Origin of the sequence: Pseudomonas sp. RHF3.3-3 (assembly GCF_048069595.1) — a bacterium.
GTDB classification, from domain to species: domain Bacteria; phylum Pseudomonadota; class Gammaproteobacteria; order Pseudomonadales; family Pseudomonadaceae; genus Aquipseudomonas; species Aquipseudomonas fuscovaginae_B.
Map to the genome: position 1 here is coordinate 6,798,568 of NZ_CP182250.1, position 16,357 is coordinate 6,814,924.

13 protein-coding genes are annotated in these 16,357 nt (G+C 66.3%); 1 reads left to right on the top strand and 12 read right to left on the bottom strand.

The features are described from left to right. Window positions 1–2 precede the first annotated feature (2 nt). From ACMGT0_RS30000 to ACMGT0_RS30055, 12 genes are all read right to left on the bottom strand, one after another. Window positions 3–1,400 (bottom strand): efflux transporter outer membrane subunit, encoded by a 1,398-nt coding sequence (locus tag ACMGT0_RS30000; RefSeq protein ID WP_416770883.1) that lies wholly within the window; start codon window positions 1,398–1,400, stop codon window positions 3–5. Then, a complete protein-coding gene (locus ACMGT0_RS30005; protein ID WP_416770885.1) occupies window positions 1,397–2,398 on the bottom strand; it encodes a hypothetical protein in 1,002 nt (333 codons plus the stop codon). The genes ACMGT0_RS30000 and ACMGT0_RS30005 overlap by 4 nt, the downstream gene beginning before the upstream one ends. Continuing rightward, entirely contained in the window at window positions 2,395–4,560 is a 2,166-nt protein-coding gene (locus ACMGT0_RS30010) for a peptidase domain-containing ABC transporter (protein WP_416770886.1), read from the bottom strand. The genes ACMGT0_RS30005 and ACMGT0_RS30010 overlap by 4 nt, the downstream gene beginning before the upstream one ends. Further along, window positions 4,557–5,816, bottom strand: coding sequence for an HlyD family secretion protein (locus ACMGT0_RS30015; protein WP_273823307.1), 1,260 nt, complete (start codon window positions 5,814–5,816; stop codon window positions 4,557–4,559). Before ACMGT0_RS30015 ends, ACMGT0_RS30010 begins: the two co-directional genes overlap by 4 nt. Window positions 5,817–6,040: 224 nt before the next feature. Next, window positions 6,041–6,196 carry a hypothetical protein gene (locus ACMGT0_RS30020; RefSeq protein ID WP_160319861.1) on the bottom strand — a complete coding sequence of 52 codons (156 nt, stop codon included), beginning with the start codon at window positions 6,194–6,196 and terminating at the stop codon, window positions 6,041–6,043. Between the two features lie 228 nt (window positions 6,197–6,424). Further along, a complete protein-coding gene (locus ACMGT0_RS30025) occupies window positions 6,425–6,991 on the bottom strand; it encodes a phosphonate degradation HD-domain oxygenase (RefSeq protein ID WP_054059378.1) in 567 nt (188 codons plus the stop codon). After that, complete coding sequence (locus tag ACMGT0_RS30030) at window positions 6,988–8,127, bottom strand: TIGR03364 family FAD-dependent oxidoreductase (protein ID WP_054063559.1); 1,140 nt, start codon at window positions 8,125–8,127, stop codon at window positions 6,988–6,990. The genes ACMGT0_RS30025 and ACMGT0_RS30030 overlap by 4 nt, the downstream gene beginning before the upstream one ends. Window positions 8,128–8,285: 158 nt before the next feature. Continuing rightward, on the bottom strand, window positions 8,286–9,308 hold the full coding sequence (locus tag ACMGT0_RS30035; protein WP_416770888.1) for a putative 2-aminoethylphosphonate ABC transporter substrate-binding protein: 1,023 nt from the start codon (window positions 9,306–9,308) through the stop codon (window positions 8,286–8,288). 41 nt (window positions 9,309–9,349) lie between these two features. Continuing rightward, a complete protein-coding gene (locus tag ACMGT0_RS30040) occupies window positions 9,350–11,074 on the bottom strand; it encodes a putative 2-aminoethylphosphonate ABC transporter permease subunit (protein ID WP_416770889.1) in 1,725 nt (574 codons plus the stop codon). A 1-nt stretch (window position 11,075) separates the two neighbouring features. After that, window positions 11,076–12,152 carry a putative 2-aminoethylphosphonate ABC transporter ATP-binding protein gene (locus ACMGT0_RS30045; RefSeq protein WP_054063561.1) on the bottom strand — a complete coding sequence of 359 codons (1,077 nt, stop codon included), beginning with the start codon at window positions 12,150–12,152 and terminating at the stop codon, window positions 11,076–11,078. A gap of 307 nt (window positions 12,153–12,459) precedes the next feature. Beyond that, window positions 12,460–13,323, bottom strand: coding sequence for a LysR family transcriptional regulator (locus tag ACMGT0_RS30050; RefSeq protein WP_054058655.1), 864 nt, complete (start codon window positions 13,321–13,323; stop codon window positions 12,460–12,462). Between the two features lie 16 nt (window positions 13,324–13,339). Beyond that, on the bottom strand, window positions 13,340–15,730 hold the full coding sequence (locus tag ACMGT0_RS30055) for a heavy metal translocating P-type ATPase (protein ID WP_416770890.1): 2,391 nt from the start codon (window positions 15,728–15,730) through the stop codon (window positions 13,340–13,342). An 85-nt stretch (window positions 15,731–15,815) separates the two neighbouring features. Between ACMGT0_RS30055 and cadR the strand changes: the two genes are divergently transcribed. Further along, a complete protein-coding gene (cadR, locus tag ACMGT0_RS30060) occupies window positions 15,816–16,265 on the top strand; it encodes a Cd(II)/Pb(II)-responsive transcriptional regulator (RefSeq protein ID WP_054058654.1) in 450 nt (149 codons plus the stop codon). The last annotated feature ends 92 nt before the right edge of the window (window positions 16,266–16,357 follow it).

Here is a 16,357-nt window from a genome sequence, read left to right on the forward strand (position 1 = left end):
GCTCACTCGGGCGCCACCGACGGCCAGCCACCCCCCAGGCTCTTATACAGGGCGATGCGGTTGGTGGTCTGCGACAGGCGCACGCGGACCAGCGTCTGCCGCGCGCTGTTCAAGCCGCGCCGGGCGTCCAGTACTTCGAGATAACTGCTCAACCCGCCTTCGTAGAGCCGTTGCGCCAGCTCGGCCCGCCGCGCCTCGTTGTCCACCAGACGCTGCTGCGCAGCGAGCCGGGCCGCCAGCGGGCGACTCGAACCCAGAGCGTCGGCCACCTCGCGAAACGCCTGCTGGATCACCCGCTGATACTCGACGAGGGCAATCTCGCGCTGGGCCCGGGAAAGATCAAGCTGGGAAAAGCGTCGCCCCATGTCGAAGAGCGGCAGATCCAGCTGCGGACTGAACGACCACTCCCGGGCCTGACCGGAAAACAGCTGGCCCAGTTGTGGACTGCTCAGGCCGAACAGCCCGGTCAGGCTGATACTCGGCAGAAAGGCCGCGCGGGCCGCGCCGATATGCGCATTGAACGCCCGCAGGCGGGCCTCGGCGGCACGAATATCGGGGCGCCGCAGCAACAGATCCGAGGGCAGCCCCGGCGCGACTTCACTCAGCATCGATGACGTACCGCCCGCCCGGCCCGCCAGCCGGTCGCCATCGACGGCCGCACCCACCAAAAGCTCCAGCCTGTTCAGCGACAGGCTCAGCTCCCGTTGGGTCTGGGCCAGCTCGGCCTCCAGGCTCAGCACCAACGCATCGGCCTGGCGCAGCTCCAGTTCGTTCGCCAGGCCCAGCGCCTGGCGACGACCGATCAGACGCGCTGCGGCCCGGGCCTGCTCCAGGGACGCCTGGCTCTGTCCGCCCAACTCGACGTGGGCCAGGTATTCGTAAAACGCCGCCGCCACCTCGCCCACCAGGCCGAGCTGGGCACTCAGGACATCTTCCCGGCTCGCCGCCAGACGCTGGCCGGCCGCCTCGCGCAGGGCCCGGACCCGCCCCCACAGATCCAGCTCGAAGGCCGTGAGCCCAAGCCGGAAATGCCCCTGCTCGCGCACCAGCGACTGACCGCTGGGCGAATCGAGCGCCGAAACACCACGCCTCTGCGTCCCCGCATTGATGCCCAGTGCCGGCCACTGATCGGCCCGGGCCACACCGTGCAGCGCCCGCGCCTCATCGACACGCAACACCGCCAGACGCACCTCGCGGTTATGCTCCAGGGCCTGCTCGATCAGCCCCTGCAACTCGACATCGGCGAACATCACCCGCCACGGCGGCAACTGCGCCTCGTCATCCGTAGACTCCCGCCAGCGCTCGGCCACCGGCAATACGGGCGGCTCCTGCTCGGGGACCAGCGAGCAGCCAGCCAGCCCCACGACCCAGGCCGCCAGCAACGCTCTGCCGACACTCACCGGGAGCCACGCCGAAGCAGTTCGGCGGGCAGGCTCGCCAGCCTTTGCGCCGGGCCCTGCTGCCGCTGGAAAAATGCCTCCATGCGTGACAGGTAGAACCAGTCTTGCGGTGACTCCAGCAGAAAGCGCTCGATCGCCCTGGCCCACGACACCTGCATCTGTGCCGCCGGCGCACTGGCAACCCATTCGATCAGGTGCAACTGCCCCGGTCCGCCCAACTGCACCCGATGCCCCGCCAACAGCACATCGCAACCCAGCTTCGCGGCGAGGAACATCGGCCCCTTGACGAACTGCGCCGCGCGCCCGAACAGGTGGCCCCCGGTCGGCTCTCCGCTGCGCAGGCCTCCCATGCTCACCGGCAGGTCGGCGAAGATGATCACCCGGTCGCCGCGGCGGATCGCCCGTGCCAGCGCCAGCGCCGTGCCCGGGGCCCGGCTGTCGAGAATATCCACCTGGTGCCCGAAGGCCTCCAGGCTCTTGAGCGATGAGCGGGTGAGTTCGTCGTTGAAATTCCAGATGGGGATGACGAACCGCGTCGCCTCGGCGTGACGCTCCACCAGGCAGGCCACCGCCATCCAGTATTCGCCGGTATGGGCCAGCACCAGCAACGGAGCCGAGCGCGCCCAGAGCCCATGGGGATCGACCCAGGCGATCGAACGAATCCACGCCCGCAACCGAACCGGCCGATGGCGCGGGTACAGGTGCTCCACCAGCGCACATTGCAGCCTGATCGCACTGTGGCGACAGGCCCGCTCCCGGCATTCGTCCGGCTCCAGCCCGAACAGGGCCAGGTTCTGCAGGCTGCGCGGGTAGGCGGGCCCCCGCCAGGCCACTGGCAGCCGCGCCAGCAGTGCCGGAACGACCGGCAAGCCCATGCGCACGCCCCATCGTCCCAGGCAACGGGCAGCCCCCCTGAGCAGCGCTTCGCGCAAGCGCCTGCGCAGGCCCAGCCGCAGCAACCAACCGCGCATCGACCAACGCGACCGCCATTGCGTCATGTCCGACGCCTGCCCAGGGGCCGCAGGCTGCCCTGGCGCATCAGCCAGATCTGGTCGCAGGCCAGGGCCACCGCACGGTCATGGGTCACGATCACGCACAACATCGGCAAACGGCGGATGGTCTCGATGATCACATCCCGGGCGCCGGGGTCCAGATGCGAGGTGGGTTCGTCGAGCAGCAACAGCTCCGGCCGCCGATAGAGTGCCCGGGCAATCAGCAGGCGCTGTTTCTGCCCGGACGACAATTGCACCCCCATGCTCCCGACCAGGGTGTTGAAGCCATTGCTCAGGCCAAGGATGCTGTCGAGCAGCCCGGCCTGTTCGACGCAAGCCTTCAGGTGCGCGGCGTCGCTGCCGTCGCTGTCCATGACGATGTTCTCCAGTACCGAGCCGGCAATGATCTCGTCATGGGCCGTGACATAGGCCACACATTGGCGATAGCGCCGCAGGCCGAACTGGCGCAGGCTCAGGCCATTGATGCGCAGTTGCCCGGCATCCAGCGGATAGAACCCGGCCAGTACCTTGAGCAGGGTGCTCTTGCCGCAGCCCGAAGGGCCGAAGATGGCGATCCGCCGGGCAGCCCCCGCCAGTTGAAAATGCAGGTGCTCGAAGGTCGGCCGGTCGAACGAGCTGTAGCGAAAGCACGCGTCGTCCAGGCGAACCCTGCGCAGGGCCTGACCCGACTCCAGGGGGCCTGCGCTGTAGACGCTGGACTCGGTCGGTTCGGCCGCCTCGTCGACGATATCGTCGATCCGCCGCAGCTCCACCGTCACCAGGCGCAGCCCCATATAGCGGTCGACCACCTTCAGCGCGCAGCCCATGAACATGTCCTTGTAGAGCACGAAGGCGAACAGGTCGCCGACGCTGTTCTCGCCGTTGAGCACCGCCAGTGCGCCCAGGGCGCTGACCAGCAGCGAGTGCCCATGGGAAAGACCCTCGTGCACCACCTGGTTCATCGCCTGCAGGCGTTGGACGCTGGCCCGGGCGATCTCGGTGTCGGTGTGCTGGTTGCTCCAGTTCGCCAGGCGTACCGCTTCCTGGTTGTAGAGCTTGACCGACTCGATGCAGTCGAGGGTCCCCAACAGGGTCACGTTGCGCGCCGTCTCGGCTTCGATGGAGCGCTGGTGGTCGCGCTCCATCATCGGCAGGGTCAGGCCGCGTACCATGAAGAACAGCAGGCACAACAACAGCGACAGCAACGCCAGTTGCACATTGACCAGCCCCATCAGCAGCAGGAAGGCCAAGCCGAACGCCAGGTCGATGGCAATGTCCATCCAGCCGGCGGTGAAGGTCAGGAAAACCTTGTCGGTCGCCTGGGTACGCCGCAGGATATCGCCCGCCGCACGGCGCTCGAAGTAACTGGCCGGCAGCCGCAGCAACCAGGCGATCACCCCGGTGGAGAGGTCCTGGCTCAGGGCGATGCGCAGGCGGGTGTCGAGCACCGCCCGCAACCAGGCGGCGACCGTCTTGAACAGGAATATCCCGCCGAACACGTAGAGGATCAGGAACAGCAGGTCCTGGTCGTTCTTCGTCACCACCTCGTCCACCGTCAGCGAGAACAACTTCGGCGCGGCGATCGCTCCCAGATAGCCGAGCACCGACAACAGTCCCATGGGCAGCAGGTAGCGCCACAGCCAGGGGTTGCGGGACAACACCCCGGCGACACCGAACACCGCCGGCGGACGGGCCTCGATCCGCGTGGTGAAGGCCAGGCCGGGGACCATCTCCAGGGCGACGCCACTGAACATCGACAACGCCTCCTCCCAGCGGTAGAAACGCCGCCCCACCGCCGGGTCGACGATGTGTACGCCCTTGGCGCCAGCCGACTGCAGCACCACGAAATGCATGTTGTGCCAGAACAGGATCGAGGGCGTGCGCAACTGCCGGAGCCCCTTGAGCGGGAGCCTGAGGGGGCGACAGGCGAAGCCCAGCGCCTCGCCGACCCTGATCATCTGGAACAGCGACATGCCATCCCGGGCGACCCGATAGTCCCGACGCAGTTGCCTCAGGCTCAGGGCCTTGCCGTGATAACCGGCGACCATGGCGATGGAGGCCAGGCCGCATTCGGATATTTCATCCTGGAAAATCACCGGGACCCGCCCACGCCAGCCATGCCGCGCACGGGCCAGGGCATCACGCAGCACCTGGGTGAAGCGGCTCATGCCGCCTTGTCCGCTTGACGCAGGTAATCCGGGTTGCCTTCAAACCCGCGCAGCACCGGCAGGAACAGCCACTGCATCAGGCTGAGCCGTTCCAGGCGCAACGAGCCGCTGAGGGTCATGCCGTCCTTGAGCCACTCGCGATGGATACGGGTACGCGGGTCGCTGAAGTCCAGTTGCACCTCGGCCAGGTAGGCCGGCCCCGGGTCACGATCCTCGCCACCGGCACCGGGTGCGGGCTCCAGATAGGTACTGGCACTGCTGTGAACGATATGCCCGCGGATCACACCATAGCGGGCATAAGGAAAGGCATCGACCCTGACGATGACCTCGGTGCCGGCGGTAGCGAAACCGATCGCCGCCGGGCTCACCGACAACAGCACCCGGGGGGCCTCCTGCGCCCCACCGGCGATGCGCAGCAGCATCATCGGCTGGCCGCCCTGGGCGCGCGCGCCGGGGAACACCGAAACGGCATCGACCACGCCGTCGACCGGGGACAACAGTACGTACTCCTGGCTCTTGCCCAAGGCTTCCAGGCGTTCGCTGAATTCATGGCGCTGGCGGGCCAGTTCGCTGAGCCGGCGTGTCAGCTCGTGCTCGGCCTCCTGGGCACGCTGCTCCAGTTCCAATATGCGCTGACGGGCGCTGGCCTGGGCGAGGTCGTTGTTGGCCAGGTCCTGGATCGCCGCCTCGTGCCGCACGATCGCCTCGTTCAGTGCCGCTGCGGACACCGCACCCTCGGCACTCAGGCGCTCGTGGCGCTGCTGGTTGTCCAGGGCGATGCGCACGCGCCGCTGGATCGAGCGCTTGATGGTTGCCGTCAGTTGCAGATCCTTGTGCAGTTGCGCGATCTGCAACTGCAACGAGCGCTGGCCGGCCTGATGGGATTCGCGCGCCCGGGTCTCGTCGCGGGCGACGTCCCGCAGCAGGTTGTCCAGGCGCTCCGCACTCTGCCGGGACATGGGCCGGGTGCCGTCTTCATCGAGGTTTTCCGGCTCCAGGGCGCGGATGCGCACCAGCGGCTGATCCTTGCTCACCGACTCGCCGGCCTGCACCAGCACCTCGCGGATATGGGCCGGTCGTTCGCTGGTGATACGCACCACATCGCGGGTCTGCACCCTCCCCGGCACATCCTCCTTGCGCGCATAGTTGCCCAGCAGCAGCAACGTGATGGCGGCCATGAAGAACACCGCGACCAACCAGGCGAACAGCAGTGGCGCGAAGGCTCCCCGGGGCGCCACCTTTCCCAACTCAAGCATGACAGGACCCGTGCGGATCGCGGCGCATGCGGCCGCGTCAGAAAGAACGGCAAGGCCCAGTACAGAACCGGGCCTGGCCCACTGCCAAAAGCCGTGGTGCCGTGACGTAGGGGGTGACACAAGGAGCGGTAGGGATCGCTGGCGACCGAACGGCCAGTCAATCTTCATCCGCCCCGTTCAGGAGCCAAGCCTCGATCATTCGGCGATGCCCAAGACAGGCTTGCTCAGTTGCTGTATTTCTCCGTGACTCCCTTGAACGACTCATAGGCCACATCGATCAACAAGCCGAGCTCCGCGAGAAGACCCGAACCACGAACCTCCTCCGTCTGCTCAAGGGTCATTTCCTGCACGGTGACATCTTCAGTTTGAGTATTGCTCATGAGTAACCTCGACTTGTTTGAGAATGAGGCGGCATGGGGCGACAGGAAAGGCCTCCTGCCTGCCCGAATACCGCAAGGCCCGCGGGTCTGGAACCTTGGCAGGCCATGGGCACATTTTCAGCGAGGCGACTGCGGCGGGATATCCGAAGGTTCAACCATCTAACAGAGCAAAGACCTACACATACCTACAGACACATCTTCCATCCAAGTAGGAAGCAAGGCAAAGCCCTACAGTCCCAGCAGACTGGCCGCCTTGGCCCGCAGGATTTGCAGATCCAGCACAGGCACGCCTTCGAGCTTGGCCTGTTCATCCCACTGACGCATGCGCAGGCTCAAGTCGCACAGGGGGTCCTGCGCGAAGTCGGTGGCCTCCTGCAGGGTCATCATCCCACCCTGGTACTCCAGCGTTCGCCGACTGGCCTGGCTCAGACGCTCGTAGTACCCGGGCTCGACCAGGGTCAGATAACGCTTGGCCTGTACGTGATACTCCACCAACCGCGCCAGCCGCTCGCTGAACCCGGCACGACGCAGATAGTCCGCGCCCAGGCGTTCGTGGCTGGCGATGCCATAGCCGCCCATGCTCCGGTCCGCCGCCGTCGGCCGTGGGCAGATATGCCCGATGTCGTGGAAGAACGCCGCCAGTACCACTTCGTCGTCGCAGCCTTCGGCCATCGCCCGCTGTGCGGCCTGGGACATGTGCTCCAGTTGCGAAACCGGCTCGCCGATGTAGTCGGCGCTGCCGAACTGCCGGTAGAGGCCGAAGACCTCGTCCAGCACCTGTTCGACCCGGCTCATCGGCTCTCTCCCAGCAAGGTGGCGATATTGGCCTCGGCCATGGCCGGGCCGACGCTCATGCCGACACCGGTGTGCATCAGCGCCGCGTGCACGCCGGGCGCGGCCTGCAGGAACGAGAACGGGCCCGGCCCCTTGGCACCGTAGACGCCCTGCCAGCGCTCGAGCACCTGGACCTTGCAACCGAGGGTGTGCTCGGCCAGTTCCAGCATCCAGTTATCCACCTTTTCGGCATTGAACGGCGACGGATCGCTGCCGTAGTGATGGGAATCGCCGATGATCAACTCGCCATGGGGTGTTGGGCTGATCAGCAGGTGGATGCCGTGCTCCTGCAGGTGCGGGCTTTCGTGCTGGATCTGTGCCCGGATCGCCGCCGCTTCCGGCAGATCGGCGAAGGCGCCGTAGTGCACGCAACTGAGACCGGTCAGCACGGCGTGTTGCAGGTCCAAACCGCTGGGCAACGGGCGGGCGCGGAGCATCTGCAGGCGGCAGATGCTCGGCTGCAGGGTCGCCAGCGACTCGGCCAGCAGGGTCTGGTAGTCGTGGCCCGAACAGACCACGATCTGCGTGCCGCGGAAGGTTCCCGCGGTGCTGTGCAACTGGCCGGACTCGACCTCGCGGATCAGGGTCGAGAAGTGGAATTCGACGCCCAGCTCGCGACGCAGGTAGTCGATCAGCGTCGGGATCGCCTCGCGGGAATACAGTTGCTGGTCATCCAGGCCGTGCAGGGCGGCGCGATGATGGCTGAACTGGCCGCCGTGCAGGTCGGCCAGGGCCCGCCCCTGCAACAGTTTCACCCGGTAGCCGTGCTCGCGGGCCCGGCCGGCGCAGAAGGCTTCCAGCAGGTGTTCCTCGGCTTCGCTGCGGGCGAACAGGTAGCTGCCGTTGCGCTTGAGTTCGAAACCGGCGTGCTGCGACCAGTGGCCCCAGATCTCGCGGCTGGCGCGGGCCAGGTCGAGCATGACGCCTGGCGGCTGGCCGGTGACCAACGCCTGGCCGAAATTGCGGATCGACGCGCCCAGGGGCGTGGCGCTGCGCTCGAAGACCCGGACCTTGAGGCCGCGGCGGGCGGCGGCATAGGCGTGGGACAGGCCGAGGATACCGGCGCCGACGATGAGGATGTCGCTGTGATAGGTCATGAAGGGTCCTGAAGCAATGGCCAGGTTGATCGCTCCCACGCTCCGCGTGGGAATGCAGCCCGTGACGCTTTGCGTCACAAGAGCGGACGCCGAGCGTCCAGAGAGGCGTTCCCACGCGGAGCGCGGGAACGATCGAAGGTTCGGGCTCGGCCAGGGACTTACTGGGCAACCTTCTCCGACTTGCCGTCATAGCGCTTGCGCCATTCGGCCAGGATCTCGTCGCGGTGCTTCGAGGCCCAGGCGAAGTTGTTCCTGATCAGGCGCTGTTCGTAGTCGGCCGGCAACTCGGTCTGTGGCCTGGCGATCCCCGGCTGGGCCAGCACGGCGAAGTTTTCCTTGTACAGCGCCATGGCCGCCGGGCTGGCGGAGAAGTCGGCCAGTTTCTTCGCGGCCTCTTCATGGGGAGTGCCCTTGATCACCGCCGTCGCTTCGATCTCCCAACCCAGGCCTTCCTTCGGCAGGACGATGTCCAGCGGCGCCCCCTGGCGCTTGAGCTGAATGGCCGAGTATTCGAAGGAAATGCCGATCGGGAACTCACCCGCCGCCGCCAGTTTGCAGGGCTTGGAACCGGAGTGGACGTACTGGCCGATGTTCTGGTGCAGGTCATCCATGTACTGCCAGCCCTGCTTCTCGCCGAAGGTCTGCAACCAGGCGCTGACATCGAGAAAACCGGTGCCGGACGAGGCCGGGTTGGGCATGACGATCTTGCCCTTGTACTCGGGTTTGGTCAGGTCCTGCCAGCTCACCGGCTTGTTCAGGTGCTGCTTCTGCGCCTCGACGGTGTTGAAGCAGATAGTCGCGGCCCAGACGTCCATGCCGACCCAGGCCGGCGGGTTGGCCGGATCGCGGTAGTGGTCACCGATCTTGCCCAGGTCCTTCGGTGCATAGCTCTGCAGCATGCCCTGCTGGTCGAGGATCGCCAGGCTCGACGCGGCCAGGCCCCACACCGCATCGGCCTGTGGCCGGGCCTTCTCGGCCAGCAGCTTGGCGGTGATGATGCCGGTGGAATCACGCACCCACTTGATGCCGATATCCGGGTTGGCCTTCTCGAACGCGTCCTTGTAGCTCTTGAGCTGCTCGGCTTCGAGGGCGGTATAGACGGTCAGTTCGGTCTTCGCCGCGAAGGCGTTGAGACTGAACAGCGAGAGGACGGCAGCGGCAAGAGTCAATGGCTTGAACATGATGCGGTTCCTTGAGGTGTAGGGCTGGGCTGGTGGACGGATCAATGGCCGGGCACGCTCTGCCGCCAGGCCTGGGTACGGCGCAGCAAGCCGCGCGAGGCCCAGGCCAGCAGCAGGGACACGCCCGCCGAGGTGAACAGGATCAGGGTCGACATGGCCGCCGCGCCGCCGACGTTGCCGGCGTCGTCCATGTTCAGCACGGCGACCGCGGCGAGGATGGTGTCGGGGCTGTAGAGGAAGATCGCCGCCGACACCGTGGTCATCGCCGAGACGAACAGGTAGCGGATGATGTCCAGCACGGCCGGCAGGCAGATCGGCAGCGTGACCCGCAGGTAGTGCCGGTACAGCGGCGTCCCGAGCGACAGCGCGGCGGCCTCGAACTCGCCGTCGAGCTGGCGCAGGGCGGTGGTCGCGGTCATCTGCGCGGTGGTCAGGTAGTGGGCGATGGTGCATACCACCAGCAGGATCATGGTCCCGTAGAAGACATGCAGCGGGTTGCCGACGAGGTTGAAGAAGAACACGTAGCCCAACCCCAGGACCAGGCCCGGCACCGCCATCGGCACGAAGCTGAGCAGGCGCAAGGCCACGTTCAGGCCGCGCTGGCCGCGGGTCTTTTCCATCAGGTAGGCACCGCTGAAGATCAGCGCGCTACCGATCAGCGCGGTGCACAGGGCCAGGGTCAGGCTGTTGCGATAGGCCAGCCAGCCACCACCCGCCGTCTCGTCAAAGCGGTAGTGGCTAAGGGACAACGACAGGTTGTACGGCCAGAATTTCACCAGCGACGAATACACCGCCATGCCGAACACCAGCAGCAGCGCGGCGCAGATCAACAGCACGATCACCAGGTAACACGAATCCCGCACCGGGCTGCGCAGCGGCTGGAACACCTGGGCCCGACCGCTCATGGCATCGCCCTGGCGCCGTCGCAGCCAGCTATCGACGGCAAAGCTCAGCAGCGCCGGCAACAGCAGGATCATGCCGATCAGCGCGCCACGCCCGAACTGCTGCTGGCCGACCACCGCCTTGTAGGCTTCCAGCGCCAGCACCTGGTAATCGCCACCCACCACCACCGGCACGCCAAAGTCGGTGATGGTCAGGGTGAACACCAGGCACAGGGCGGCAAACACCGCCTGCCGGGTCGCCGGCCAGGTGATGCTGCGGTAGGCCTTCCATGGGCTGGCCCCCATGCTCGAAGCGGCGTCGAACAGCCGCGCATCGGCCAGTGACAGCGCCGACAGCAGGATCATCAGCGCATGGGGAAAGGTGTAGATGACTTCACCGAGGACGATGCCCCAGAAACCGTAGATGTTGTCCGCCAACAGGCCGCGTAGCAGGCCCTGGTTGCCGAACAGGTAGACCAGGGCGATCCCCGGCAGCATCGAGGGCGCCATCAGCGGCAGCAGCGACAGGCCGCGCCAGAGGGTCTTGCCGGGAATCAGCGTGCGTTGCAGGGCATAGGCGAACAGGTAGGCCAGCGGTACGACGATCGCCGCGACGCTGAAGGAAACCTTGAGGCTGTTGCCCAGCAGCCAATGGAAGTTGTCGCTGCCCAGCAACTCCCGCGCGGCGAGCCAGCCACCGCCCTGCCCGGCCTCGTTGCTGAAGCCGCGCCAGAAGATCGCCAGCAGCGGCAACAGCACCGAGACAGCCAGCAGGCCGAGCCAGAGCAGTTTGCCGCCGACCACGAACAGTCGATCCCCGAGGTCGCCGCGCCTGGCCGCCGGGGTCGATTGGCGCGGCAGCGCCAGGCCGATTGGCGCGGCCATCTCAGGCGAACACCTGGAGGCTGCGCGGGGGCAGCGCGACCCAGATATCCGGCGAGCCCAGGCGCGGCATGTCCTGCGGACCGACTTCGGCCAGCAGTGGATGGCCGGGCAGTTCGTTGAGTTCGAAGCTCATGCGGCAGCGATTACCGAGGAAGGTGATTTCCCGCACCCGCGCGGCGAACAGGTTTTCCTCATGCACCGGCGGGTTGACGCTGATCGACTCGGGGCGGCAGAACAGCCGACCGGAGCCGGCCCGCGGAGCCCCGTCGGCCAGGCGCAATTGCAGGGTGCCGACCTGGGCATGCCGGGTGCTGCGCTGCTGGAACGGCAGCCAGTTGCCCTGGCCGACGAACTCGGCGACGAACGGGGTGGCCGGCCTGTCGTAGATGTCCTGGGGCGTGGCGTACTGCTCGACCTTGCCGTTGTTCATCACGGCGATGCGGTCGGCCATCAGCATGGCCTCATCCTGATTGTGGGTGACCATCAGCGTGGTCACGCCGAGGCTGCGCTGCAGCTGGCGCAACTCGCTGCACAGGTGCTCGCGCACCCGGGCGTCGAGGGCCGACATCGGCTCGTCGAGCAACAGCAGCGACGGTGCCGGCGCCAGGGCGCGGGCCAGCGCCACGCGCTGCTGCTGACCGCCGGAGAGCTGGCCGGGATACTTCTTCTCGCTGCCGGCCAGGCCGACCAGTTCGAGCATCTGCGCAACACGCTGACGCACTTGGTCACGGCTACTGCCGCTCAGGCCGTAGGCGATGTTGGCCTCCACGGTCAGGTTGGGGAACAGCGCGTAGGACTGGAACAGGATGCCGTAGTCACGGGCCTGAGGCGGCAGTTCGGAAACATTGCGCTCGCCGAGGAACAACTCGCCATCGTCCTGGCGCTCGAGGCCGGCGATGCAGCGCAGCAGAGTGGTCTTGCCGCAACCCGACGGCCCCAGCAGGCATACCAGCTCGCCGGCGGCGACGTCGAGGGAGACGTTCTCCAGTGCGGCAAAGGCGCCGAAGCGCTTCTGCACACCACGGACTTTCAGCGCGGCGCCGGGGTTGACCGGGGCGTGGGCAATCGGGTGGTTCATGGACAGACCTCATCAAGCAGATGAAGGTCATGCTAGGCAGCCAATGCGTACGTCATGTGGCAATAAGGCAAAAGCTGCCGATAGTGGTATTGGTGGATTTGGGTAGGATAAGGACTACGCAGATCTTGATCGTTCCCACGCTCTGCGTGGGTATGCAGCCCGTGGCGCTCCGCGTCACAAGAGCGGACGCCGAGCGTCCTCGCAGGTGTGCCCACGGGGACCGAGGGAACGATGGGATAGTGATGGGGTGTCTGGGCTGGCCCTTTCGAGGATAAATCCGACTCCCTCAGTTTCCGGCGCCCCTCAGTCAGAGCGGCGCCATCTCCTGCGCCAGGCCCAGGAAGGCCGCCGGCAGGCGCGCCGACTTGCGCTCCTTGAGGCAATACAGGTACTCCGGGATCTGCGGCGCGTTCTCGATGGTCAGCACCCGCAACTGTGGGTCATGGGGCACCTCCTGGCGGGCAATGATGCTGATGCCGATGTTGCGCAACACCGCCTCGCGGATCGACTCGCGACTGCCGATTTCCAGCAGCGGCCCATGACTGACCCGTGCCTCGCGCAACAGCTCTTCGGTCAGTTGCCGGGTGGTCGAACCCGCCTCTCGCATCAGCAGGCAGTACCCGGCCAGCGCGCTCAAAGGCACATGGTCATGAATCGCCAGCGGATGATTGCGATGCACCGCCAGCACCAGCGGGTCGCTGCCCAACACCCGGCGGATCAGCCGCGGGTCCTCGAGCAGTTGCGACGAGGCGGCGACATCGACCCGGTATTCCTCCAGCGCCTCCAGGACCTGCTGGGAATTGCCGATCTCCATCGACACCTCGACCTGGGGCAGGCGCTCGCGAAACGCCTTCACCAGATCGAGGATGTAGTACGGCGCGGTCGCGGCGATGCGCAAGGCGCCCTGCACCTGGCCGCTGTTGCGCAGGAAGAACTCGATATCGGCCTCCTGCTGCAGCAGCGCCTTGACCATCGGCAGCAGCCGCGCGCCGTCCTCGCTGACACTCAGTCGGCGGCCGCCGCGATAGAACAGCTCGACCGAGTACTGGCTCTCCAGGTGACGGATCTGAGTGGTGACCGTGGGCTGGCTGAGGCCGAGTTTCTTCGCCGCCAGGGTGATGCTGCCCAGGCGGGCGACCATGTAAAACGCCTTCAGCTCCGCACTCAGCACATCACTCTCTCACCATCTATTTGCGCAACAGGCGCAAGCCATTGAATACCACCAACAGGCTGACGCCCATGTCGGCGAACACCGCCATCCACATGGTCGCCATACCGAAGAAGGTTACCGCAAGAAAGACCGCCTTGATGACCAGCGCCAGGGCGATGTTCTGCTTGAGGATACCCGCAGTCTGCCGTGACAGGCGAATGAAGGCAGGAATCTTGCGCAGATCGTCGTCCATCAGGGCGACATCGGCGGTTTCGATGGCGGTATCGGTGCCGGCCGCCGCCATGGCGAAACCAATCTCGGCGCGGGCCAGCGCCGGCGCGTCGTTGATGCCGTCACCGACCATGCCGACCCGATGCCCCTTGGCGTACAAGGCCTCGATGGCCTGCAGCTTGTCGGTCGGCAACAGGTCGCCGCGGGCCTCGTCGATGCCCACCTGGGCGGCGATCGCCTTGGCCGTGTGCGGGTTGTCACCCGTGAGCATGAGGGTCTTGATACCCAGCTCGTGCAACTGACGAATGGCTTCGCGGCTGCTGTCCTTGACCGTGTCGGCCACGGCGAACAGCGCCAGCGGGCCGGAGCGGTCGAGCAACAGCACGACCGTCTTGCCCTGCTCTTCCAGGGCGAAGAGTTTTTCCTCCAGTGCCGGTGAGCACAGGCCCAGCTCTTCCACCAGCCGATGGTTGCCCAGGTGATAGCGCTGGCCGCCAATGTCGCCACGGACGCCACGCCCGGCCAGGGCTTCGAAGGCCTCGACCTCACGCAGTTCGAGCTGCCGGTCCCGGGCATCGCGGGCGATCGCCAGGGACACCGGGTGGTCGGAGCGCGCCGCCAGGCTGGCGGCGATCGCCGGGGCCGTCTCGCGGTGCGGCGCTTGCAGCGGCAGGAAGTCTGTCAGTACCGGCTTGCCGTGGGTGATGGTGCCGGTCTTGTCCAGCGCCAGATAGTCGAGTTGATGGCCGCTTTCCAGATAGACTCCGCCCTTGACCAGGATGCCCTTGCGCGCTGCCGCTGCGAGGCCGCTGACGATGCTCACCGGCGTCGAGATCACCAGGGCGCAAGGACAGGCCACCACCAGCAGAACCAAGGCCCGGTAGATCCAGTCGAACCAGGCACCCGCCATGAACAGCGGTGGAATCACCGCCACGGCCAGGGCCAGGGCGAATACCGCCGGGGTGTAGACCTTCGAGAAGCTGTCGACGAAACGCTGGGTCGGTGCCCGCGCGCCCTGGGCCTGCTCCACCGCATGGATGATCCGCGCCAGGGTCGAATTGCCCGCTGCCGCCGTTACCCGATAGTCCAGGGAACCGGCCTGGTTGATGGTGCCGGCGAACACCTTGTCGCCAGGATTCTTCTCGACCGGCAGGCTTTCGCCGGTGATCGGCGCCTGATCGACACTGGAAGTCCCATAGACCACCTCACCGTCCAGGCCGATGCGCTCACCGGGCCGGACCCGCACCAGAGCCCCGGGTTCGACGCGCTTGACCTCGACCTCCACCCAGTTGCCCTCCGCCTGGCGCACCGTGGCCGTTTCCGGGGCCATCTGCATCAGGCCGCCGATGGCGTTGCGCGCGCGGTCCAGCGAACGCGCCTCGATCAGCTCGGCAATGGTGAACAGGAACATCACCATCGCCGCTTCCGGCCACTGTCCGATCAGTACGGCGCCGGTCACGGCGATGCTCATCAGCGCATTGATGTTCAGGTTGCGGTTCTTCAGGGCGATCCAGCCCTTCTTGTAAGTGCCCAGGCCGCCGCTGAAGATCGAGACCAGTGCGACGATGGCCACCACCCAGGTGGGCGCGGCGTTGGTGAAGTGGATGACTTCGGCAGCGAGGGCGCCCACCCCGGAAACCACCAGCGGCCACCAGGGTTTCCTTGCCGGAGGCTGGCTGGCGGCCTGCTCGTGCGCACCCTCTTCCAGTGGCTCGGCCTGCATGCCCAAAGACTTGATCGCCTCGACGATCGGGGTGGTCGACGGCAGGTCATGGGTCACGCCGAGAATCCGGTTGATCAGGTTGAACTCCAACTGCTGGATGCCCGCCAGCTTGCCCAGCTTGTTCTGGATCAGCGTCTGTTCGGTCGGGCAATCCATGGCTTCGATGCGGAAGCGGCTCAGGCGGCTATCGACACGGGGGCCATTGCCGAGCGTGACCAGGGCCGGGGCTTCGGCGGCCGAACAGCAGCTGTGGGAATGCCCGCCGTGATCGTGGGCATGGCCGGCTTTCACTGGCTGCAGCGGCTTGCAGGCGCCCTGAGCCGGTTTATCGGCATGGCCGTGATCGTGACCAGCATGCTGATGGCCAGTGCCGGAGGTGGGCTCGAAGGTGCGCGAACAGCAGGAGCCGCCGTGCTCGTGCGTGTGCGGGTGGTCGTTGCCAGGCTGGCGCGGGGTGTGGATGGAGTCGCTCATGGGATACGTCCCTGAAAGGTGCCTGTTGCCAAGTGAACACCCTGTAGCCACTATAGGGTCAAGCACCCTTTTGGGAGATCCGGCGATGAAGATTGGCGAACTGGCGAAACTCACCGACTGCCAGGTGGAAACCATCCGTTACTACGAGAAGGAAAACCTGCTGCCGGAACCGGCGCGCAGCGAAGGCAACTACCGCCTGTACACCCAGGCTCATGTCGAGCGCCTGACCTTCATCCGCAACTGCCGCAGCCTGGACATGACCCTGGAGGAGATCCGCAGCCTGCTGAGCCTGCGCGACAGTCCGCAGGACCAGTGCGAGAGCGTGAACGCGCTGATCGACGAGCACATCCACCACGTCAAGGCGCGGATCGACGGACTGCTGGCGTTGCAGGCCCAGTTGCTGGACCTGCGCCAGCGCTGTGGCGGCGGGCCGGAGGCGGAGCAGTGCGCGATCCTGCAGCGGCTGGAGGTCAGCGGCAGCGTGGTGCCGACCGAAGTGGAGCACTCACATGTGGGCAGGAGTCACGGGCACTGACCACCCACACCGGCGCTTTCGCGGATACATCCTGTTCCCACCGTGTCGTGGCGCACCCAGGATCTGCCTGAAGCACGATCATCGTAGGAACA